The organism is Streptomyces sp. NPDC036764 (genome assembly GCF_055609385.1).
In genome coordinates, this window is record NZ_JBVJPT010000003.1 from 558,594 (window position 1) to 580,527 (window position 21,934).

At 67.6% G+C, this 21,934-nt stretch carries 20 protein-coding genes and 1 tRNA gene; 10 read left to right on the forward strand and 11 right to left on the reverse strand.

What is annotated here, in order from left to right; translation table 11 throughout:
• Positions 1 to 305 precede the first annotated feature (305 nt).
• The gene (locus ACZ69Q_RS17535; protein WP_471042303.1) at positions 306 to 683 is read left to right on the forward strand and encodes a DUF6344 domain-containing protein; all 378 of its coding nucleotides are present in this window, start codon (positions 306 to 308) and stop codon (positions 681 to 683) included.
• A gap of 84 nt (positions 684 to 767) precedes the next feature.
• On the opposite strand, the gene ACZ69Q_RS17540 is transcribed toward ACZ69Q_RS17535, so the two are convergent.
• Together ACZ69Q_RS17540 and ACZ69Q_RS17545 are read right to left on the reverse strand one after the other, a co-directional pair.
• The gene (locus ACZ69Q_RS17540) at positions 768 to 1,511 is read right to left on the reverse strand and encodes an AAA family ATPase (RefSeq protein ID WP_471042305.1); all 744 of its coding nucleotides are present in this window, start codon (positions 1,509 to 1,511) and stop codon (positions 768 to 770) included.
• Positions 1,512 to 1,568: 57 nt separating this feature from the next.
• Positions 1,569 to 1,922 carry a VOC family protein gene (locus tag ACZ69Q_RS17545; protein WP_471042307.1) on the reverse strand — a complete coding sequence of 118 codons (354 nt, stop codon included), beginning with the start codon at positions 1,920 to 1,922 and terminating at the stop codon, positions 1,569 to 1,571.
• Between the two features lie 102 nt (positions 1,923 to 2,024).
• Between ACZ69Q_RS17545 and ACZ69Q_RS17550 the strand changes: the two genes are divergently transcribed.
• Positions 2,025 to 2,345: a hypothetical protein gene (locus ACZ69Q_RS17550; RefSeq protein WP_471042308.1), complete on the forward strand. Its 321-nt coding sequence runs from the start codon at positions 2,025 to 2,027 to the stop codon at positions 2,343 to 2,345.
• A 77-nt stretch (positions 2,346 to 2,422) separates the two neighbouring features.
• Here ACZ69Q_RS17550 and ACZ69Q_RS17555 read toward each other — a convergent pair.
• The 9 genes from ACZ69Q_RS17555 to dnaA all read right to left on the reverse strand — a co-directional run bounded on the left by ACZ69Q_RS17555 (position 2,423) and on the right by dnaA (position 15,469).
• A tRNA-Ile gene (locus ACZ69Q_RS17555) sits at positions 2,423 to 2,496 on the reverse strand.
• A gap of 146 nt (positions 2,497 to 2,642) precedes the next feature.
• A complete protein-coding gene (locus ACZ69Q_RS17560) occupies positions 2,643 to 3,446 on the reverse strand; it encodes a DUF3566 domain-containing protein (protein ID WP_471042311.1) in 804 nt (267 codons plus the stop codon).
• A gap of 18 nt (positions 3,447 to 3,464) precedes the next feature.
• Positions 3,465 to 6,056, reverse strand: a complete 2,592-nt coding sequence (gene gyrA, locus ACZ69Q_RS17565; RefSeq protein ID WP_471042313.1) for a DNA gyrase subunit A — start codon at positions 6,054 to 6,056, stop codon at positions 3,465 to 3,467.
• Between the two features lie 42 nt (positions 6,057 to 6,098).
• Positions 6,099 to 8,174: a DNA topoisomerase (ATP-hydrolyzing) subunit B gene (gene gyrB, locus ACZ69Q_RS17570; RefSeq protein ID WP_471042315.1), complete on the reverse strand. Its 2,076-nt coding sequence runs from the start codon at positions 8,172 to 8,174 to the stop codon at positions 6,099 to 6,101.
• A 525-nt stretch (positions 8,175 to 8,699) separates the two neighbouring features.
• The gene (locus tag ACZ69Q_RS17575; RefSeq protein WP_471042318.1) at positions 8,700 to 9,248 is read right to left on the reverse strand and encodes a DciA family protein; all 549 of its coding nucleotides are present in this window, start codon (positions 9,246 to 9,248) and stop codon (positions 8,700 to 8,702) included.
• On the reverse strand, positions 9,245 to 10,366 hold the full coding sequence (gene recF / locus ACZ69Q_RS17580) for a DNA replication/repair protein RecF (RefSeq protein WP_471042321.1): 1,122 nt from the start codon (positions 10,364 to 10,366) through the stop codon (positions 9,245 to 9,247). Before recF ends, ACZ69Q_RS17575 begins: the two co-directional genes overlap by 4 nt.
• Before the next feature lie 157 nt (positions 10,367 to 10,523).
• Complete coding sequence (gene gnd / locus ACZ69Q_RS17585) at positions 10,524 to 11,399, reverse strand: phosphogluconate dehydrogenase (NAD(+)-dependent, decarboxylating) (protein ID WP_471042323.1); 876 nt, start codon at positions 11,397 to 11,399, stop codon at positions 10,524 to 10,526.
• A 175-nt stretch (positions 11,400 to 11,574) separates the two neighbouring features.
• Positions 11,575 to 12,705: a DNA polymerase III subunit beta gene (dnaN, locus tag ACZ69Q_RS17590; RefSeq protein WP_471042659.1), complete on the reverse strand. Its 1,131-nt coding sequence runs from the start codon at positions 12,703 to 12,705 to the stop codon at positions 11,575 to 11,577.
• A gap of 856 nt (positions 12,706 to 13,561) precedes the next feature.
• The gene (dnaA, locus tag ACZ69Q_RS17595) at positions 13,562 to 15,469 is read right to left on the reverse strand and encodes a chromosomal replication initiator protein DnaA (protein ID WP_471042325.1); all 1,908 of its coding nucleotides are present in this window, start codon (positions 15,467 to 15,469) and stop codon (positions 13,562 to 13,564) included.
• Between the two features lie 383 nt (positions 15,470 to 15,852).
• On the opposite strand from dnaA, the gene rpmH reads away from it, so the two are divergent.
• The 8 genes from rpmH (at position 15,853) to ACZ69Q_RS17635 (ending at position 21,870) form a co-directional block, all read left to right on the forward strand.
• Entirely contained in the window at positions 15,853 to 15,990 is a 138-nt protein-coding gene (rpmH, locus tag ACZ69Q_RS17600) for a 50S ribosomal protein L34 (protein ID WP_005482975.1), read from the forward strand.
• A gap of 21 nt (positions 15,991 to 16,011) precedes the next feature.
• Positions 16,012 to 16,383 (forward strand): ribonuclease P protein component, encoded by a 372-nt coding sequence (gene rnpA, locus ACZ69Q_RS17605; RefSeq protein WP_471042327.1) that lies wholly within the window; start codon positions 16,012 to 16,014, stop codon positions 16,381 to 16,383.
• On the forward strand, positions 16,380 to 16,733 hold the full coding sequence (gene yidD, locus ACZ69Q_RS17610; protein WP_093907647.1) for a membrane protein insertion efficiency factor YidD: 354 nt from the start codon (positions 16,380 to 16,382) through the stop codon (positions 16,731 to 16,733). Before rnpA ends, yidD begins: the two co-directional genes overlap by 4 nt.
• Positions 16,734 to 16,736: 3 nt before the next feature.
• Positions 16,737 to 17,999 carry a membrane protein insertase YidC gene (gene yidC / locus ACZ69Q_RS17615; RefSeq protein ID WP_471042329.1) on the forward strand — a complete coding sequence of 421 codons (1,263 nt, stop codon included), beginning with the start codon at positions 16,737 to 16,739 and terminating at the stop codon, positions 17,997 to 17,999.
• Positions 18,000 to 18,014: 15 nt separating this feature from the next.
• A complete protein-coding gene (locus ACZ69Q_RS17620) occupies positions 18,015 to 18,527 on the forward strand; it encodes a Jag family protein (RefSeq protein WP_471042332.1) in 513 nt (170 codons plus the stop codon).
• A gap of 126 nt (positions 18,528 to 18,653) precedes the next feature.
• Positions 18,654 to 19,370, forward strand: a complete 717-nt coding sequence (rsmG, locus tag ACZ69Q_RS17625) for a 16S rRNA (guanine(527)-N(7))-methyltransferase RsmG (RefSeq protein WP_471042334.1) — start codon at positions 18,654 to 18,656, stop codon at positions 19,368 to 19,370.
• 332 nt (positions 19,371 to 19,702) lie between these two features.
• Entirely contained in the window at positions 19,703 to 20,776 is a 1,074-nt protein-coding gene (locus tag ACZ69Q_RS17630; RefSeq protein ID WP_471042662.1) for a ParA family protein, read from the forward strand.
• Entirely contained in the window at positions 20,773 to 21,870 is a 1,098-nt protein-coding gene (locus tag ACZ69Q_RS17635) for a ParB/RepB/Spo0J family partition protein (RefSeq protein ID WP_471042336.1), read from the forward strand. The genes ACZ69Q_RS17630 and ACZ69Q_RS17635 overlap by 4 nt, the downstream gene beginning before the upstream one ends.
• The last annotated feature ends 64 nt before the right edge of the window (positions 21,871 to 21,934 follow it).

A 21,934-nucleotide genomic window follows, 5' to 3' on the forward strand; every position in this document is an offset into this window, starting at 1 on the left:
CTCTGGCGCCCGACTATACACACCGGTCGATATCAATCGGTGACCTGAGTCCGGGCTCAACTGCCCGCCGATACGCCCCAGTAGAAGCGGATGCCACCGCTCCGATCGGAGGGTGATCACACCCCGACGGACGGTGACCTTTGAGCCCTTTCCTCCACCTTCACGCACTCATCAAGCGCCATGCACCCATTCGAGTGCTGTTCATCTGAAGATCGACGCGCCACGGGCGTCGGTCCATGACTTCAAGGTCCCCATACACATCATTGGGAAAGTACGCAAATCGCCCAACCCGAAAGTGAGGGGCCATGACCAGGAACAAGGTCATGAACCTGTGGACCGCCATCGTCACCGCCTTCCTCGCGCTGTGCACGGCGCTCGGATTCGTCACCAACACCGCGGCAGCGGCCGTACCGCACACCGAGACGAGCCGCCGGAGCAACGGCGACGACAACAACCGCAGCGCCGAGCTGCCGGTGCCGGCGACGCCCCAATGGGCCTGGTCCTACGCCAGAGCACTGCCCCCCACGATGAAGCAGCGCATTCGAGCCGAGGCACACGGAAAGACCCCCAGTTGCCGCCACCGCCCGCTCACCGATACGGAAGCGGCCACCACGGCCTCGGGCACCCGAGAATGCACCCACGCCGCGCAACCGGCGCAGCCACTGGTCCCGCACCAGCGCTGAAACCCGGCTCCATCCGGGCTGTGACCCCCTGTTCCAGACCTTGCAACACCACGGCGAACTGCTTCGCCCGTCCTGTTCCCCGCCTCATCGCGTATCGACGATGTGCCGGAGATAGGTCCACGGGTCGTTGAGGTACCGCCGCCAATGATCGACGAGTTCCAGATCCCGCCAGCCGGCGGGACGCATTCCGTGGTCACCCACCTCGATGATCTCGGCGCCCGGAAGCGCCGTCAGCACGGGTGAGTGCGTCGCGCAGATGATCTGTGCGCCGGAACGCCCCAGATCGTGAAGCAACCCTACGAGTTGAAGACAAGAAGCGAAGGACAGCGCAGCCTCCGGCTCGTCCAGGACGTACAGCCCAGGCTCCTGAAACCGCTCGCGGAAGGCCATCAGAAAGCCCTCGCCGTGGCTCATCTCGTCCGCGGCGCCGGACAGCCTTCCCGTCTTCTGCTCCCGGTCCAGCGCGTCCAGCGCCGTCTCCGCCCGCAGGAAGAAACCTCTGCGGCGCGTCCGAGGCCCGCGCAGCATGCGGCGACCGGCTGCCGTCGCCTCGAACCTCATCCGCCCGCCCAGGGCCGACGGCTCACGCCAACTCGCGTACTTGTAGCCCGCGGATCCGCCCCAGGAGTCCAGGCCGAAGCCCTCCGCCAGCGCCTCTACGAGGGTCGACTTCCCCGAGCCGTTCTCCCCCACCAGGAACGTGACCGGTGCGGTGAATCTCAGGCCGTCGTCCAGCAACTGCCGCACGCACGGCACCGACCACGGCCAGCCGTCGCCTTCCGCTCGCTCGCCCTCCGCGACATGCGCGTATGCCCGTTCGACGATCATGCCGAAAAGGCTCTCATCCGGCACTGACAACCGGGCACACGCGCCGTCGGAGGGCCCTCACTGACGCCGCTGGCCGAGGATGCAGAACTCGTTGCCCTCGGGGTCCGCCATGACGACCCACGACTGCTCACCCTGACCGATGTCGACCCGCTTCGCGCCGTGCGCCTCCAGGCGGGCCACCTCGGCGTCCTGGTCGTCGGGCCGGAAGTCGAGATGCAGCCTGCTCTTGCTCTGCTTGGCCTCGTCGAGCCGTACGAAGTCCAGTCCCGGCAGGCGATCCGGAGCCGGGCGGATCTCGAACTCGTCGTCGGAGGAGTGGACCACGACCCAGCCAAGAGCCTCGGCCCACCACTGCCCCAGCGCCGCCGGATCCGCCGAGTGCACGATTACCTGTTCCCATTCCAAGGTCATCCGCAGAGCTTAGTTCTGCCGGGGCCTAGGAAACAGGCACTGAATGCCGAAGACCCCCAGCCGTGATCGCTGGTCACGCGCGACGTCGCGCTGCTGGTCGACATGCCCAAGGTCACCAAGGCGTGCATGGTCTTCGGCACGCTGAATGAGAGCGACGAGGCCAAGAGCGTGCTCGTGGTGACGAACAACAGCTCCAAGCCCATCGCGCTTGAGGGCTCGATCACTCAGACCTGGAACGGGCAGACCATCGACTGCCAAGCCTCGGTACTCAACCCGGGCTTCACCCGCGGCTGCTACAACCACCAGTGGCAGATCAAGTGCGGTAGGAACACTGCGTACGGCGACCTGCGGGTCAACGGCGTTTGGAGCCGGACAGCCTCGAAGCATCACGACTGGAACCCGGATCCGATCTGGTGTCCATGACAGTCCACTGATCGGCTGATGTCAGCCGTAGATGTCAAAGACCCCCAGCCGATACCGGCTGGGGGTCTTTTCGCATGTGGGGCTAACAGGATTTGAACCTGTGGCCTCATCCTTATCAGGGATGCGCTCTAACCAACTGAGCTATAGCCCCGCCGCGCTCTGCGGTGTGTGTCCCGCGCGCTGACTCCTGAAGATTAGCGCACGACGCGGGCAGTCCCAAAATCGGTTGTCGGGGAACCGTCAGAAGAGGTTTGAACCCGGCTCCCGACGGCAACCGTCAACCGGCCTCGGTGAACCTCACTCGTCCTCGGCGAGCGTCAGCTCGACGCCGCCCACGAAGCCCGCGGAGAGGTTGTAGATGAACGCGCCGAGCGTCGCCAGCGCCGTCGCCAGGACGACGTCGATGACCGCGATGATCGACGTGAACATCAGCACGTGCGGCAGCGACAGGAACGACTGGAGGTCGAAGCCGTTCGACTCGTTCGAACCGGTCGCCTCGGAGATCGTGCCGCCGACCGTCGAGAAGACGCCCATCGCGTCCATGACCATCCACAGCACCGCGGACGCGACGATCGTGCAGATGCCCAGCGCGATGGAGAGCAGGAAGCTGACCTTCATCACCGACCACGGGTCGGCCTTGGCCACCCGCAGCCGCGCCTTACGGGTGCGCGGCGTCGTACGCGCGCCTGTGCGCGGTCGGCGCACCCCGCCCGCCGGAGCGCCCGTCTGGTACGCCTGCGGCGGGTGGTAGGGCCCGGCGGCCTGCTGCGGCTGCCGTTCCCCGGGCAGCGGCGAGCCCGGCGCGGGAGCCGCCTGCTGCGCCCCCGCGGGCTGGGGCTGCGGCTGGGCGCTCGAGGCCGCCGTGCCTGCCCCGCCCGCGTACTGCTGGGCCTGCGGGCCTCGGGTGTCCGTCACGGTTCCCCCCTGGGATCCAGATGCGTCGGACGAGGCAGAGCCCTTCGCCGGCGACTTGATCGCTTTGAGCTGGGTGGTGTGCGTGTCCGTCGCAGGCGCGGCGGAGCCACGGCCGCCGCCCGTCTCCGTACCGGCGTTAGAACCGGTCGAGGTACCGGACGATCCGGCGCCCGTGGCTCCGCTCACGATGACTCTCTCCTCGTGCTACTCGGCCGAGGGTGCGTCCTCGTCCGTGCCGGTGGTCGCGGCCCCCTCGGCGGTCTCGTCGACGACCACGTCGCCGTCGACTTCCTCCGCCTCGCGTCCCGCCTCGGCGTTACGTGCGACACCTACGACGGCATCGCGCTTGCCCAGGTTGATCAGTTGGACGCCCATGGTGTCACGGCCCGTCTCCCTGATCTCGTTGACTCGCGTACGAATCACACCGCCGCCCAGCGTGATGGCGAGGATCTCGTCGGTCTCCTCGACCACCAGCGCCCCGACGAGAGAGCCGCGGTCCTCGACGATCTTGGCGGCCTTGATACCGAGGCCGCCGCGACCCTGGACGCGGTACTCGTCGACGGCGGTCCGCTTCGCATACCCGCCGTCGGTGGCAGTGAACACGAACGTACCGGGTCGAACAACATTCATCGAGAGCAGCTCGTCTCCCTCACGGAAGCTCATGCCCTTGACACCCGAGGTGGCACGGCCCATGGGGCGCAGCGACTCGTCGGTGGCGGTGAACCTGATCGACTGTGCCTTCTTGCTGATCAGGAGCAGATCATCGTCGGCCGAAACAAGCTCGGCGCCGATCAGTTCGTCGTCGGAACCGTCCTCCATCTCACGGAGGTTGATCGCGATGACACCGCCGGAGCGCGGCGAATCGTAATCCTTCAGAGGCGTCTTCTTCACCAGTCCCGCCTTCGTGGCGAGTACGAGGTACGGCACCGCCTCGTAGTCGCGGATGGCGAGGATCTCGGCGATCGCCTCGTCCGGCTGGAAGGCCAGCAGGTTCGCGACGTGCTGCCCGCGCGCGTCCCGGCCGGCGTCGGGGAGCTCGTACGCCTTCGCCCGGTACACCCGGCCCTTGTTGGTGAAGAACAGCAGCCAGTGGTGCGTGGTCGACACGAAGAAGTGGTCGACGATGTCGTCTTCCTTGAGCTTCGTGCCGCGTACGCCCTTGCCGCCGCGCTTCTGGGCGCGGTAGTCGACGGTCTTGGTGCGCTTGACGTACCCGCCGCGCGAGACCGTGACGACGATGTCCTCCTCGGCGATCAGGTCCTCGATGGACATGTCGCCGTCGTAGGGCACCAGCATGGTCTTGCGGTCGTCGCCGTACTTCTCGACGATCGCCGCCAGCTCCGCGCTGACGATGCCGCGCTGGCGGACCGGCGAGGCCAGGATCTCGTTGTACTCGGTGATCTTCGCCTGGAGCTCGTCGTGCTCCTGGATGATCTTCTGGCGCTCGAGGGCGGCCAGTCGGCGGAGCTGCATCTCGAGGATGGCGTTTGCCTGGATCTCGTCGATCTCCAGGAGGTCCATCAGGCCCGTACGCGCGATCTCGACCGTGTCACTTGCCCGGATCAGGGCGATGACCTCGTCGATGGCGTCCAGGGCCTTCAGCAGGCCGCGCAGGATGTGCGCGCGCTCCTCGGCCTTGCGCAGCCGGAAGCGCGTACGGCGGACGACGACCTCGATCTGGTGCGTCACCCAGTGGCGGATGAACGCGTCCAGGGAGAGCGTGCGCGGGACACCGTCGACGAGCGCCAGCATGTTGGCGCCGAAGTTCGTCTGGAGGTCGGTGTGCTTGTAGAGGTTGTTCAGCACGACCTTGGCGACCGCGTCCCGCTTCAGGACGATGACCAGGCGCTGTCCGGTACGGGACGACGTCTCGTCGCGGACGTCCGCGATGCCGCCGATCTTGCCGTCCTTCACCAGGTCGGCGATCTTCTGCGCGAGGTTGTCGGGGTTGGTCTGGTACGGCAGTTCCGTGACCACCAGGCACTGGCGGTTCTGGATCTCCTCGACCTCGACAACGGCGCGCATGGTGATGGAGCCGCGGCCGGTGCGGTAGGCCTCTTCGATGCCCTTACGGCCGACGACGAGTGCGCCGGTCGGGAAGTCGGGGCCCTTGATGCGCTCGATGAGCGCGTCCAGGAGCTCCTCGTGCGAGGCCTCCGGGTTCTCCAGGTACCACTGGGCGCCGGCCGCGACCTCGCGCAGGTTGTGCGGCGGGATGTTGGTCGCCATGCCGACCGCGATGCCCGCCGAGCCGTTGATCAGCAGGTTCGGGAAGCGGGCCGGCAGGACGGTCGGCTCCTGGGAGCGGCCGTCGTAGTTGTCCGTGAAGTCGACGGTCTCCTCGTCGATGTCACGGACCATCTCCATCGACAGCGGCGCCATCTTGCACTCGGTGTAGCGCATGGCCGCCGCCGGGTCGTTGCCCGGAGAGCCGAAGTTGCCGTTGGAGTCCACCAGCGGCATCCGCATCGACCACGGCTGGGCGAGGCGGACCAGGGCGTCGTAGATCGAGGAGTCGCCGTGGGGGTGGTAGTTGCCCATGACGTCGCCGACCACGCGCGCGCACTTGTAGAAGCCGCGCTCGGGGCGGTAGCCGCCGTCGTACATCGCGTACAGGACGCGGCGGTGGACGGGCTTGAGGCCGTCACGGACGTCCGGCAGCGCACGCGAGACGATGACGGACATCGCGTAGTCGAGGTACGAGCGCTGCATCTCGGTTTCGAGCCCGACAGGCTCGACACGCTGGGCGATGTCGCCGCCCTCGTCAGGCGTGACGGAAGTGTTCTCGTCGGTCATTGCTGGTGAAGATCCTTTCTGATGCGGTCAGCTGAGACCGACTCAGATGTCGAGGAAGCGGACGTCCTTGGCGTTGCGCTGGATGAACTGGCGACGTGCCTCGACGTCCTCGCCCATCAGGACCGAGAACAGGTCGTCGGCCTGGGCAGCGTCGTCGAGGGTGACCTGGCCGAGGACACGGTGCTCCTGGTCCATGGTCGTGATGCGCAGCTCCTCGGCGTTCATCTCGCCGAGACCCTTGAAGCGCTGGATCGAGTCCTCGCGGACGCGCTTGCCGCGCTGACGGCCCATCTCCAGGAGCGCGTCGCGCTCGCGGTCGGAGTACGCGTACTCGACCTCGTCCCGGCCCCACTTGATCTTGTAGAGCGGGGGACGGGACAGGAACACGTGCCCGGCCTCGACCAGCGGCCGCATGAAGCGGAACAGGAAGGTCAGCAGCAGGGTGTTGATGTGCTGGCCGTCGACGTCGGCGTCCGCCATCAGGATGATCTTGTGATAGCGGAGCTTCTCGATGTCGAAGTCCTCGTGCACACCCGTGCCGAAGGCCGAGATCAGCGCCTGGATCTCCTGGTTCTGCAGGATCTTGTCGATCCGCGCCTTCTCGACGTTGAGGATCTTGCCCCGGATCGGGAGGATCGCCTGGTACTCGGGGTTGCGGCCGGACTTGGCCGAGCCGCCGGCGGAGTCACCCTCGACGATGAAGATCTCGCACTTGGTCGGGTCGTTCGACTGGCAGTCGGAGAGCTTGCCCGGGAGCGAGGCGCTCTCCAGCAGTCCCTTGCGACGCGTCAGGTCGCGGGCCTTGCGGGCCGCCACGCGCGCGGTGGCCGCCTGGATGCCCTTGCGGACGATGTCCGCCGCCTCGACCGGGTTGCGGTCCAGCCAGTCGTTGAGGTGCTCGTAGACCGCCTTCTGCACGAAGGTCTTGGCCTCCGTGTTGCCCAGCTTGGTCTTCGTCTGGCCCTCGAACTGCGGCTCGCTGAGCTTCACCGAGATGATCGCCGTCAGACCCTCGCGGATGTCGTCACCCGTGAGGTTGTCGTCCTTCTCGCGCAGCAGCTTCTTGTCGCGCGCGTACTTGTTGATCAGGTTGGTGAGCGCCGCGCGGAAGCCCTCTTCGTGCGTACCGCCCTCGTGCGTGTGGATGATGTTGGCGAAGGAGTACACGCCCTCGCTGTAACCGCTGTTCCACTGCATGGCGACTTCGAGGGAAAGGGCCTTGTCCTTGTCCTCGGCCTCGAGGTCGATCACCGAGGGGTGCACCACGTCGCCCTTGCGGGAGTTGAGGTACTTCACGAAGTCGACGATGCCGCCTTCGTAGTGGTACGTGACCTTCTTGACCTCGGCGGTCTCGTCCGCGCCGGCCTCGTCCGCGCCGGACGTGGCCTTCGCCGACTCGCGCTCGTCAGTGAGTTTGATCGTCAAACCCTTGTTGAGGAACGCCATCTCCTGGAAGCGCCGCGAGAGCGTCTCGAAGGAGTAGTCGGTGGTCTCGAAGATGTCGCTGTCGGCCCAGAAGGTGACCGACGTGCCCGTCTCCTCAGTGGCTTCGTGCTGGGCGAGCGGGGCGGTGGGGACGCCCATCTTGTAGTCCTGCGTCCAGCGGTGGCCGTCGGTCCTGACCTCGACGGCGACCTTCGAGGACAGCGCGTTCACGACGGAGACACCCACGCCGTGCAGACCACCGGAGACCGCGTAGCCGCCGCCGCCGAACTTGCCGCCCGCGTGCAGCACGGTCAGCACGACCTCGAGCGCCGGCTTGTTCTCGGAGGGGACGATGCCCACCGGGATGCCACGGCCGTTGTCGACGACGCGCACGCCGCCGTCGGCGAGGATCGTGACCTCGATGGTGTCCGCGTGGCCGGCCAGCGCCTCGTCGACCGAGTTGTCGACCACCTCGTACACGAGGTGGTGGAGTCCTCGCTCGCCGGTCGAGCCGATGTACATGCCGGGTCGCTTGCGGACCGCGTCCAGACCCTCGAGGACGGTGATGGCGCTGGCGTCGTACGCCGTGGCCACTGCTGAGGCCTCGGCGCCTTGGGCCGGGGCCTCGGTGGACGGGATGATCTCGTTGGGGTTGCCGGAATCGGCCACGAAGCGCCCTTTCTGGCACAGCACTAGCCAGGCTCGCCGGCAGGTTGCCGGAGCGGCTGCGGCATGTTGCGTTGGTAAGCCTTGATCAGCGTTGCTCAGCTTTTCCCGGACGGTCCCCACGATTGGGGCGGGATTGGGCTCCAGTCTACCGGTAGCGCCGACAGTGATGGGGGTTTGCCGGTACCTGAGTCCGCATGTGCCGCCCTGAACCTGCCTCTTCCGACTCCCGATATACGGATGGGGGCTCCAAGAGGCTCACGGAGCCACTCAGCGCTTCCGGCCGTCAACCCTTGGCTACTTCGGAGTCAGGTCGCGATTCGCAACCGCGTGCGGTCGCACGATGAGGAGGTCGCCGACGGCACTTCGTGACCGGCGATGGCTACTGATGTGATGTCGGTCACCTGTGGCCGACGGGGCTGTGGAGGCTGCTGTTACGGGGGCTCGCAGGGCCGTCGGCGGCCTGAGGCGGGGAGTCGGCGGAGGCGTTTCGCAGAGGCGGGGCCATGAGTGGTGGCCCTGCTCCGGAGCTGATCAAGCGGGCCGGCCCGCTCACCCGTAGGTGTCGCCGGGGCCGGTGCTGCCGGGGGCGCGCAGCGGGCCGTAGCGGCGGGCCGGGCCGCCGGGGCCGTTCACCTTGATGTGCCGCACCGCGCCATGGCCGAGGTCCTCGTTGAGGCGGGCGACCAGCGTCGGGGCGAGCAGCCGCAGGTTCGTCGCCCAGGCCGTCGAGTCGCAGCGCACGACCAGGACCCGCTCGTCCTCGTCGTACTTCTCCGGCACGCAGTGCTTGGCGACGTCGTCGCCGACGATCTGCGGCCAGCGGCCCATCACACCGCCCACCGCGGCCGGGGTCTCCCAGCCCCGCTCGGTGATCAAGCGGTTAATGGCGGAGCCGAGCGCCATGGGGTCGCGGCCGTCGGCACGCGCGCCGGAGCGCAGACCCCCGCGCCGCGCCTGCTTCTTCTGCTGCGCCACGTCCCCACGCGCGCGTGCCTGCTCCTTGGCCGCCCTGAGCGCCACGCGCGCGAGGTCGACGCCGGAGGGCTCGGGGGCCTTCTTGGGGGCGTCGGGGGCGTTCTCGGGCGGGTTCTCGCTCATACGCGCTCCACCGTCCCCTCGGACACCGAGTACCGCGCCCCCGTCAGCACGTGCGGCACGTCGTCGTCGACCGCGGCCGTCACCAGGACCTGCTCGCCGGGCGCGACCAGCTCGGCGAGGCGCTCACGCCGCCTGGAGTCGAGCTCGGCGAACACGTCGTCCAGGACCAATACCGGCTCATTGCCCTCGGCCCTGAGCAGGTCGTACGACGCCAGGCGCAGCGCCAGCGCGTAGGACCAGGACTCGCCGTGCGAGGCGTAGCCCTTGGCGGGCAACTGGCCGAGTTTGAGCAGCAGATCGTCCCGGTGCGGGCCCACGAGCGTGACGCCGCGCTCGATCTCCTGTTTGCGGGCCTCGGCGAGGGCCGCCATCAGTTGCTCGAAGAGATCGTCACGCGTGTGCGCCTCGCCGGGAGCCGACGGCTTGTAGTCGAGCGCGACGGGGCCGCCGCCGGGGGCCAACTGCTCGTACGCCTTGTCGGCCAGCGGCTGGATCGTCGCGATCAGGTCCAGGCGCTGGGCGAGCAGCTCGGCGCCGGCACGCGCGAGGTGCTGGTCCCAGACGTCGAGGGTGGAAAGGTCCATCGAGCGGCCGCCGTGCCGACGGGCGAGCGCGGCCGACTTCAGCAGGGTGTTGCGCTGCTTGAGGACGCGCTCGTAGTCGGAGCGCACGCCCGCCATGCGCGGGGAGCGGGCGGTGATCAGCTCGTCGAGGAAGCGGCGCCGCTCGCCGGGGTCGCCCTTGACCAGGGCGAGATCCTCCGGCGCGAACAGCACGGTCCGCACGATGCCGAGCACGTCACGGGGTCTGACCTGGGAGGACCTGTTGATCCGGGCCCGGTTGGCCCTGCCCGGGTTCAGCTCCAGCTCGACGAGCTGCTGCCGGTCGCCCTGGCGCACCTGCGCCCGGATGACAGCCCGGTCGGCGCCCATGCGGACGAGGGGGGCGTCGGAGGCGACGCGATGGCTGCCGAGGGTGGCGAGATAGCCGACGGCCTCGACGAGGTTCGTCTTGCCCTGGCCGTTGGGGCCGACGAAGGCGGTGACGCCCGCATCGAGCGGGACTTCGACCTGGGCGTACGAGCGGAAGTCGGCCAGCGACAGATGCGTGACGTGCATGGTCGTTCGCCGACCTCCCCCAACATGTGGTTGAACCGTCCCCAGTTGTGGACAACCGGGCCACCCCCCGAGGGTGCCAGGCCGGCATCCCCAGGGTGTGGATTACTTGTTCTCGTTTCTCGGTCTTGTCGTGCTCGGTCCTGCCGCGCCGAGCGGGCTACTTCTTCTCCACCGCGTGGCCGCCGAACTGGTTCCGCAGCGCCGCGATCATCTTCATCTGCGGCGAGTCGTCCTGACGGGACGCGAACCGCGCGAACAGCGAGGCGGTGATCGCCGGCAGCGGGACCGCGTGGTCGATGGCGGCCTCCACAGTCCAGCGTCCCTCACCGGAGTCCTGTGCAAAACCCCTGAGCCTGTCCAGGTGCTCGTCCTCGTCGAGGGCGTTCACCGCGAGGTCCAGCAGCCAGGAGCGGATCACCGTGCCCTCCTGCCAGGAGCGGAAGACCTCCCGGACGTCGGTCACCGAGTCGACCTTCTCCAGCAGCTCCCAGCCCTCGGCATAGGCCTGCATCATCGCGTACTCGATGCCGTTGTGGACCATCTTCGCGAAGTGCCCCGCGCCCACCTTGCCCGCGTGCACCGCGCCGAGGTCACCCTCCGGCTTGAGGGCGTCGAAGAACGGCTGCACCTTGGCGACGTGCTCCGCGTCGCCGCCGTACATCAGCGCGTAGCCGTTCTCCAGGCCCCAGACGCCGCCGGAGACTCCGCAGTCGACGAATCCGATGCCCTTGGCCGCCAGCTCCTGCGCGTGCCGCTCGTCGTCCGTCCAGCGAGAGTTCCCGCCGTCCACCACGACGTCACCGGGCTCAAGCAGCTCGGCGAGCTCGTCGATCGTCGACTGGGTCGGGGCACCTGCGGGGACCATCACCCAGACCACGCGCGGGCCCGGGAGCTTACCCACAAGCTCTTCCAGGCTGTGGACATCCGCGAGGTCCTGGTTGCGGTCGTATCCGACGACGGTGTGGCCCGCGCGGCGTATCCGCTCGCGCATGTTGCCGCCCATCTTGCCGAGGCCGACGAGACCGAGCTCCATCAGTTGTTCCTTAGGTTGCTGTGGCGTGTGAGGCACCTTCGTGCCCGCGTATGAGCCTAAACCCGGACGCTCGCGCACAACTGTGGGCATACGCGCTCATTCGTAGCCCCTCACCTGCGGGTTTCCCCACAGGCCGAGAAGGGTTTCTCCACGGCCTGTGGACAACTCCGTCCGCTCAGCCGCTCAGGCGCACCGGCATGATCAGGTACTTGTAGGCCTCGTCCGCCTCGGCGTCCAGCGCCGGCTTGCCGCTCAGCAGTGCGGGCTTGGTGGACGTCGTGAACGAGAGCTGGGCCACCGGGGAGTCGATGGCGCTCAGGCCGTCCAGCAGGAACGTCGGGTTGAAGGCGATCGAGATGTCGTCGCCGTCCAACTGGGCGTCGACCCTTTCCACAGCCTGTGCGTCGTCGCTGGAGCCCGCCTCCAGGATCAGCACGCCCTGCTCGAAGCTGAGCCGCACCGGGGTGTTCCGCTCGGCGACCAGGGCCACACGCTTGACGGCCTCCACGAACGGGGCGGTCTCGATCACGGCGACGGAGTTGAACTCCGTCGGGAACAGCGTGCGGTACTTCGGGAGGTCGCCCTCCAGCAGACGGGTCGTCGTACGCCGACCCGCGCCCTCGAAACCGATCAGACCCTCGCCCGCGCCGGAGCCCGAGAGCGCAAGCGTGACGCTGTCGCCGCTGGTCAGCGCCTTGGCGGTGTCCAGGAGCGTCTTGGCGGGGACCAGGGCGACCGCGGAGGCCTCCGGGTTCTCCGGCTTCCACAGGAACTCGCGGACCGCGAAGCGGTAGCGGTCGGTGGAGGCCAGCGTCACGGTGTCGCCCTCGATCTCGATGCGCACACCGGTCAGGACGGGCAGCGTGTCGTCACGGCCGGCGGCGATAGCGACCTGGGCGGCCGCGGAGGCGAAGACCTCACCGGGGACGGTGCCCGTGGCGCTCGGCATCTGCGGCAGGGCCGGGTACTCCTCCACAGGCAGGGTGTGGAGTGTGAATCGCGAGGAGCCGCAGACCACGGTCGCCCGTACACCGTCTGTGGAAATCTCCACCGGGCGGTTGGGCAGAGCGCGGCAGATGTCGGCGAGCAGTCGGCCGGAGACGAGGACCGTGCCCTCCTCCTCGACCTCGGCCTCGACGCTGACGCGAGCGGAGACCTCGTAGTCGAAGCTCGACAGGCTCAGATGGCCGTCGTCGGCCTTCAGCAGGAGCCCGGCGAGGACAGGCGCCGGCGGACGGGCCGGGAGGCTGCGCGCCGCCCAGGCCACGGCCTCCGCGAGTACGTCGCGTTCCACCCGGATCTTCACTGTTGCCGCCTCCTGCTGTTGCCGGCGCTTCTCGGCCTGCCTGGCTTCGTCGTCTGTCTCGGTGTCGTCGGCCCCAGTGAGGGGAAGGACACCGGGAACAGTCTGACGCACCCCACTGACAGTAGGTGCCTCTCGGGGTCAAGTCGTGACGAGGGGCAGCCGGGAGCCGGACAGCGAGTTGTGCACAGGGCCCTCTTCGAAACGGATTCCCAGCTCTCTCTAGTTGGGAGTAGTAGTAGGGCCTGTGGAAACCGTGGATAACCGTGTTTGCCCAGGTCAGGGCAGAGATTTTGTCCACGGGCCCTGTGGGCGACGGCGGTGGACAACCGGCCGTTTCTGTGGAGAACAGAAAGTTCTGCACACCCCATGCACAGCCTGGGCCGACTTCTCCCCAGCGCCGTCCCCAGCTTTACCCACCTTTCCCACAGGCCAACCCGGCACCTTTGTGTGACGCCTTTCACTCGACCCGGTGAGGAGGCGCGTCGCGTTGCCGAACAGTGGACAGCGATGTGGAGAAGCTGGGGATCGCTGGGGACAACTGCCCTCAGCCTGTGGGTTGTCGGTGGACAACTTCATGCACAGCCTGTGGATCTTCTCGCTGTCCACAGTCTGTGGAGATCGTTCGTCCACGAATCCACATGCAGTTGACCTGGTCTGATCGTCTTTCAACAGGAGCGCCTGTGGACACAGTCTGGACAACTTCCCAGTCCCCAGGGTGTGGACGCCAGAAAGTCACCGAATCTGTGGAGAGTGGCCGTAACCCGGCAGGTATTCGAACAGCCGGCGTCCGCGGCATGACGAAGGGCGCCCCGGGATCTCGTCCCGAAGCGCCCTCAGTGACGTACGGCCGGCTTCGTCAGCCGTTCTTGATGCGGTTGGTCAGCTCGGTGACCTGGTTGTAGATGGAGCGTCGCTCGGCCATCAGATTGCGGATCTTGCGGTCGGCGTGCATCACCGTCGTGTGGTCGCGGCCGCCGAACAGCGCGCCGATCTTCGGCAGCGACAGATCCGTCAGCTCACGGCACAGGTACATGGCGATCTGCCGGGCCGTGACCAGTTGGCGGCCGCGGGAGCTGCCGCACAGGTCCTCGACCGTGAGGCCGAAGTAGTCGGCGGTCGCGCTCATGATGGCCGTCGAGGTGATCTCCGGTGTCGCGTCGTCGCCGCCGGGGATCAGGTCCTTCAGGACGATCTCCGTCAGGCCCAGGTCCACCGGCTGCCGGTTGAGCGAGGCGAACGCCGTCACCCGGATCAGCGCGCCCTCCAGCTCGCGGATGTTGCGCGAGATGCGGGAGGCGATGAACTCCAGGACCTCCGGCGGGGCGTTGAGCTGCTCCTGGACGGCCTTCTTGCGCAGGATCGCGATACGCGTCTCCAGCTCCGGCGGCTGGACGTCGGTGATCAGACCCCACTCGAAACGGTTCCGCAGCCGGTCCTCCAGGGTGACCAACTGCTTGGGCGGCCGGTCGCTGGAGAGCACGATCTGCTTGTTGGCGTTGTGGAGCGTGTTGAAGGTGTGGAAGAACTCCTCCTGCGTCGACTCCTTGTCCGCGAGGAACTGGATGTCGTCGACGAGCAGGATGTCCATCTCGCGGTAGCGCTTGCGGAAGCTGTCGCCCTTGCCGTCGCGGATGGAGTTGATGAACTCGTTGGTGAACTCCTCCGAGCTCACGTACCGCACGCGCGTGCCCGGGTAGAGGCTGCGCGCGTAGTGCCCGATCGCGTGCAACAGGTGGGTCTTGCCGAGGCCCGACTCCCCGTAGATGAAGAGGGGGTTGTAGGCCTTCGCGGGGGCTTCGGCCACGGCGACCGCGGCCGCGTGCGCGAAGCGGTTGGAGGCGCCGATGACGAACGTGTCGAAGAGGTACTTCGGGTTCAGACGCGCGGTCGGCTCGCCGGGGCCGGGGGCCGGCGCGGGCTGCGCTGCCAGTGGGCCGGGGGCACCGGTGGCCGGCAGACCGGGGCCGACGGGGCCGCCGCGGTGCACATGGCCGGAGCCGACTGGCGGCTCGGGCATCTCACGGCGGGCGTCGCGGTCGTAGTCGGCGCGCGGCTGGTCGTAGTCAGGCCGCTGCTGCTCATAGTCGGAGCGGTGCTTGTCGTAATCGGAGCGGTGCTGTTCGTACTCCGAGCGGTGCCCGTCGTACGACGGCCGGTCCATCGGCTGCGGGCGGTAGTCCTGGGAAGGCCCGCCGTAGGAGTCCTGCTGATAGGGGTCCTGCGACGGCGACGCGTACGGGTCCCGCTCGGGGAAGCCCAGCCGTTGCTGCTGCCAGCCGTACTCGTCCTGCGTCGGACGCGGCCAGCTACCCGGGGCGTGCTCGGGGCGCTGGTACTCGCCCGGGTAGGCCGGGCGCGCGGTGGGCAGCGGGTCGGGCATCTGGTCGTCGGCGCGGTGGCGGCCGTAGCCCTCGTACGACGGGAGCTCGGGCTCCTCGTAGCGGGGCTGCTGCGGGGCTTGGGGCACCGGCGGGGCCTGGGGTTCGCCGGCGGAGTCGTCGACGGTGATCGCGATGCGGATCGGACGGCCGCACTCGCGGCTCAGCGTGTCGCTGACGATCGGGGCCAGACGGCCCTCCAGTACGCCCTTCGCAAATTCGTTCGGTACGGCGAGCAGGGCGGTGTCCGCGACGAGCGCGAGGGGCTGGCAGCGCCGGATCCAGTGCTCGTCCTTGCCTTCCACACCCTGCCCTCGGCCCTCACCGAGAAGCTGCTCCAGTACTCGTGGCCACACTGCGGCAAGATCGGCAGGTACGTCAGCCACAGGGCACGCTCTCTCACGGGTCCCACGAACGTGTGATTGTGGGACGGGTTGGGATTCAAAGGGGTGGAGCCAGAATCAAGGGGACAAGGGAACGAATCGGAGTCCAGCCACGGTAGTCAGGGCGGCGGGTGCGGTTCAAGTTGTTGTCCCCAGCCTGTGGATAGTGTCTCCCAGTGACCTCTGGTTTGACCGGATGGCGTAGCCGCGCGTACCGTAACCAGGTCGAGTTGTCGATGGCTGCTGCCGCCTGCCTCCGATGGGCACAGATCACGTCAGGTGATCGGGAAGCGGTGCAATCGGGCGTAACTGCGAGCTACTCGTGGGCGCACGGTGACAGCCAGGACGGCACCCGCGAAACACCGATTTATTTCTGGAGCCCCCGAGTGAGCAAGCGCACCTTCCAGCCGAACAACCGTCGTCGTGCGAAGACCCACGGCTTCCGCCTGCGGATGCGCACCCGTGCCGGCCGCGCGATTCTCGCGAACCGTCGCAGCAAGGGTCGCGCCAGCCTGTCCGCCTGATCCCGATCAGGTCATGACGCCGTGCTGCCCACCGAGAACCGGCTGAGGCGGCGCGAGGACTTCGCGACCGCGGTACGACGGGGTCGCCGGGCAGGCCGCCCGACACTCGTCGTCCACCTTCGTAGCGGTGCCACGGACCCGCACGCGCCTGGGGAGAGCGCTCCCCCGACGCGTGCGGGTTTCGTCGTGAGCAAGGCCGTGGGCGGAGCAGTCGTACGGAACAAGGTGAAGCGCAGGCTTCGCCACCTGATGTGCGACCGAGTCGACCGGCTGCCCCCCGGTAGCCTGGTAGTCGTACGAGCGTTGCCCGGTTCGGGTGATGCAGACCATGCACAGCTGGCCCGAGACCTGGATGCCGCTCTGCAGCGGCTGCTGGGAGGGGGCGCGCGATGAAGTACCCACTGCTGGCTCTGATCAAGCTGTACCAGTGGACGATCAGTCCGCTGCTCGGGCCGGTGTGCAAGTACTACCCGTCGTGCTCCCACTACGGGTACACGGCTATCGACCGGCACGGTGCGATCAAGGGCACGGCGCTCACCGCCTGGCGCATCCTGCGGTGCAACCCGTGGTCGCTGGGTGGTGTGGACCATGTCCCGCCGCGCAAGCGCCCGCGGTGGCACGAGATGCTGCGCAACGCGTGGCGTGCACGGAAGGGCGGGCCCTCCGCCGCCGAAACGGCCATCGAAGGCAATGTTCCTTCGAGCCCGGCCGCAGAGACCCCGTCCCATGTCCAAGGAGCATGATTAGTGGACACGATTGCCAGCCTCTTCAGCTTCATCACGACACCCGTTTCCTGGGTCATCGTCCAGTTCCACTCGGTGTACGGCGCCATCTTCGGCCCTGACACCGGATGGGCCTGGGGCCTGTCCATCGTGTCCCTGGTGATTCTGATCCGTATCTGCCTGATCCCGCTCTTCGTGAAGCAGATCAAGGCGACCCGGGCCATGCAGACGCTGCAGCCCGAGATGAAGAAGATCCAGGAGCGCTACAAGAACGACAAACAGCGTCAGTCCGAAGAGATGATGAAGCTGTACAAGGAGACGGGCACCAACCCGCTCTCCTCGTGCCTTCCCATCCTGGCGCAGTCGCCGTTCTTCTTTGCCCTGTACCACGTGCTCAACAGCATCGCGAACAACGACACCATCGGTGTCATCAACCAGAGCCTGCTGGAGAGCGCCCAGAAGGCGCACATCTTCGGGGCCCCGCTGGCCGCGAAGTTCACCGACAGCTCCTCCGACGTCGCCGCGCTCGACGCCTCGCTGACCACGGTCCGCATCGTCACCGCGGTCATGATCGTCCTGATGTCGGCGTCGCAGTTCTACACGCAGCGCCAGCTCATGACGAAGAACGTCGACACCACGGTGAAGACGCCGTTCATGCAGCAGCAGAAGATGCTGATGTACGTCTTCCCGGTCATGTTCGCCGTCTTCGGCATCAACTTCCCGGTCGGTGTCCTCGTCTACTGGCTGACCACCAACGTGTGGACCATGGGCCAGCAGATGTACGTGATCCACAACAACCCGACCCCGGGTTCCAAGGCCCAGGCCGCCTACCTGGAGCGTCTGACCAAGCACGTCACGAACCACGGCAAGACCCGCCGCCGGGGCGAGCGCGCCATCATCAAGGCCATCGTCGCCAAGGGCCGCGACCGCAACGAGCACGAGCGCAAGTTCATCAACGGCCTGAGCAAGGCCGGTCTCGCCGCGCAGGCCGACGGCACCGTGATCAAGAGCGAGGGCGCCGTCGCCACCGTGGCCGAGGACGGTACGCCGACCACCGCGACGCCCAAGCGGCAGCAGCCGAAGCGGCAGAGCAAGGCCCAGCGGCAGTCCGGCGGTGCGAAGCCGGCCGACGAGCCGACCTCGCTTGAGAAGTCCGAGCCCGAGGACGCCAAGCCCGACGCCGCCAAGAAGGCCGCGTCGAAGCCCGGCAGCGGCGGCCGCAGCAAGGCCCAGTCCGGGCAGCGCAAGGGCGGTCCGCAGCGCCCCAAGTCCCCGTCCAAGAAGTAAGAAGGAGCCCATCCCGTGACGGAAGGCACCACCTCCGCCGCTGCCGAGGGTGCAGACACCCTGACCCGCCTGGAGCAGGAGGGCGAGATCGCGGCGGATTACCTCGAAGGTCTGCTCGACATCGCCGATCTCGACGGCGACATCGACATGGACGTCGAGGCCGACCGCGCCGCTGTCTCGATCATCAGCGACGCGGGCGGCCGAGACCTGCAGAAGCTGGTCGGGCGCGACGGCGAGGTGCTGGAGGCGCTTCAGGAGCTCACGCGCCTGGCCGTGCACCGGGAAACCGGGGACCGCAGCCGGCTGATGCTGGACATCGCGGGCTACCGGGCCCAGAAGCGCGCCGAGCTCTCCGAGCTGGGCGCCAAGGCCGCCGCCGAGGTCAAGAACACCGGCGAGCCCGTGAAGATGAAGCCGATGACGCCGTTCGAGCGCAAGGTCGTGCACGATGCGGTGAAGTCGGCGGGCCTGCGGAGCGAGTCCGAGGGCGAGGAGCCGCAGCGGTTCGTCGTCGTGCTTCCCGCCTGATCGGTCACTACGTCTCCTCCGGCCCCGTCTGTGCGCAGGCGGGGCCGAACTTTGTCAGCCTGTTAGTTCTGGTGGTTCTGGTGATCGGCGCCCGGGTGCCGACGCGGTACGGAAGGACGGTCCCCCGTGACGGAGGCAGCGGAGCTTCCCCCTGTGCCCGAGGAGGCACATGCGGTGTTCGGCGATCGCTACGCTGATGCGGTCCGCTACGCCGAACTGCTCGCCGAGGCGGGTGTGCAGCGCGGCCTGATCGGCCCGCGAGAGGTGCCCCGTCTGTGGGAGCGCCACCTGCTGAACTGCGCGGTGCTCTCGGAGGTCGTACCCGAGGGCGTGACGGTGTGCGATGTCGGCTCGGGAGCCGGCCTGCCCGGCATCCCTCTGGCACTGGTCCGGGAGGACCTGAAGATCACTCTCCTGGAGCCTCTGCTGCGCCGTACGAACTTCCTGACGGAGGTCGTGGAGCTGCTGGGGCTCGATCATGTGACGGTCGTCCGTGGTCGGGCCGAAGAGGTCATGGGCAAGCTGCCGCCCGTGCATGTGGTGACCGCACGCGCCGTGGCTCCGCTGGACCGGCTGGCCACCTGGGGCATCCCGCTGCTGCGCCCGTACGGCGAGATGCTGGCGCTCAAGGGCGACACCGCGGAGGAGGAGCTGAAGAGCGCAGCGACGGCTCTGAGCAAGCTGGGTGCGGTGGAGACGTCGATTCTCCATGTCGGCGAGGGCGTGGTGGATCCGATGTCCACAGTCGTGCGCGTCGAGGTCGGGGAGAGCCCGGGCGGTGTGCGCTTCGCGGCGAAGCGGGCGAAGGCGGCCAGGACGGGTCGGACGCGCCGGCGTCGCTGATCCGTCGGGACCGGGTTGGCGCCCGCAGCGACGCTGATCCGTCCTGACGACGAGACGTACTCCACACAAGCTGGCAAACCTACCCATGCCGGAGTGTCGCGGCAGTTCAGCCACGGCTGCTGTGCATCGTGTTTCACGTGAAACGTCGCTCACTGCTGCACGGCATCATCAGCCGCGGCCGCGCTGCCGAACCGCGCGATCGAAAGCCCCTCGGCTCCCTCAGAGAGGGTGCTTCCGACGACTCTCTGTCCCCCAGGAGGGGCACGGAGCTTTCCACAGAGGTGGATTTCTCCACAGAACAACAGGCCTCACTGGTTCACGACCCCGAAGGCATGGGAGGCTCTGTTCATTGCGAGCCTGAAGTCGAGGAGAGTGAATCCTTGCGGTCCGACGCCAACATCGCGGGACCGATGACCGATCCGGTCCCCGGTCCCCGTACCGAGTCGATGGGGGACGATGTTTCACGTGAAACACCGCCCCCGATGGACGACACTCCCATCGGTCGTGCTGCCCAACTGGCGGTGGAGGCTCTAGGCCGCGCCGGCGAGGGCCTGCCACGGCCCGAGCAGACCCGTGTCATTGTGGTCGCCAACCAGAAGGGGGGCGTGGGCAAGACGACGACGACCGTCAACCTTGCCGCGTCGCTCGCCCTGCATGGCGGCCGTGTGCTGGTCATCGACCTCGACCCTCAGGGCAACGCGTCCACTGCCCTGGGGATCGACCATCACGCCGAAGTTCCTTCGATCTATGACGTGTTGGTCGAGAGTAAGCCGCTCGCCGAAGTCGTCCAGCCGGTCCCTGATGTCGAGGGTCTCTTCTGTGCCCCCGCCACGATCGATCTCGCCGGTGCGGAGATCGAGCTGGTGTCTCTGGTGGCACGTGAGAGCCGACTGGAGCGGGCTATCCAGGCTTACGAGCAGCCGCTGGACTATGTCCTCATCGACTGCCCGCCCTCGCTCGGCCTGCTGACGGTCAACGCGCTCGTGGCCGGGCAGGAGGTCCTGATCCCGATCCAGTGCGAGTACTACGCGCTGGAGGGCCTGGGGCAGCTCCTGCGCAACGTAGACCTTGTGCGGGGGCACCTGAACCCCGCCCTGCATGTCTCTACGATCCTGCTCACCATGTACGACGGCCGGACGCGGCTCGCGTCCCAGGTCGCGGATGAGGTACGCAACCACTTCGGCGACGAGGTGCTGCGGACGAGCATTCCCCGCTCGGTCCGTATCTCCGAGGCGCCGAGCTATGGGCAGACGGTTCTGACATACGATCCAGGATCGAGCGGTGCCTTGTCCTACCTTGAGGCCGCACGAGAAATCGCGCTGAAGGGCGTCGGCGTCAGCTACGACCCGACGAACGCCCACTTCGGCGCCCAGAGCAACCCGAGCATGGTGGAGGGCATCCAGTGAGCGAGCGACGGAGGGGTTTGGGCCGTGGACTCGGCGCACTGATCCCGGCTGCACCGACGGAGAAGACGGTGCCCCCGGCTGCGGTGGGGGGAGCTGCTTCCGCCTCCCCGGCCGCTATGCCGGTGCTGACCGAGCGCGGGGTGGCTGCGGCCAAGGTGGCTACGCTGCCGCCTGTTTCACATGAAACCGAGGAGCCGTCGCTGAACGGCGTCGCGGAGACGACCGCGGCCCCGATGGGTGCGCACTTCGCGGAGATCCCCCTCGACGAGATCACGCCGAACCCGCGTCAGCCGCGTGAGATCTTCGACGAGGACGCGCTTCAGGAGCTCGTCACCTCCATCCAAGAGGTTGGTCTCCTCCAGCCGATCGTCGTACGGCAGATCGGTCCCGCGCGCTACGAGCTCATCATGGGTGAGCGTCGCTGGCGGGCCTGCCGTGAGGCCGGCCTTGAGGCGATCCCGGCGATCGTGCGGGCCACGGATGACGAAAAGCTTCTGCTGGACGCGCTGCTGGAGAACCTGCACCGCGCCCAGCTCAACCCGATCGAAGAGGCGGCTGCCTACGATCAGCTCCTGAAGGACTTCAACTGCACGCATGACCAGTTGGCTGACCGCATCGGCCGTTCCCGGCCTCAGGTCTCCAACACCCTGCGTCTGCTGAAGCTCTCGCCCAAGGTCCAGAACCGAGTGGCGGCCGGAGTGCTCTCGGCCGGCCATGCGCGTGCCCTCCTGTCCGTCGAGGACCCGGAGGAGCAGGAGCGGCTGGCCTATCGGGTGGTGGCCGAAGGGCTGTCCGTACGGTCCGTCGAAGAGATCGTGACCCTGATGGGCTCCCGGCCGCAGAAGACACCGCGGTCCAGGGGCCCCCGGGCCGGCTCCGTTCCGTCGCCCGCGCTGTCCGACCTCGCGACCCGGCTCTCCGATCGCTTCGAGACGCGAGTGAAGGTGGAACTCGGTCAGAAGAAGGGCAAGATCACCGTCGAGTTCGCCTCCCCGGACGACCTCGAGCGGATCCTCAACACGCTGGCTCCGGGCGAGAAGCTCGCCCTGCAGAAGAGCCTGTTGGCTGAGAACGACGAGGAGACCGAGGACTGAGGCTCGGCCTGTCGGGTCTGCTGCCCGACTCGTTCATGCGGGCCGTGTCCGGTGTGTACCGGAA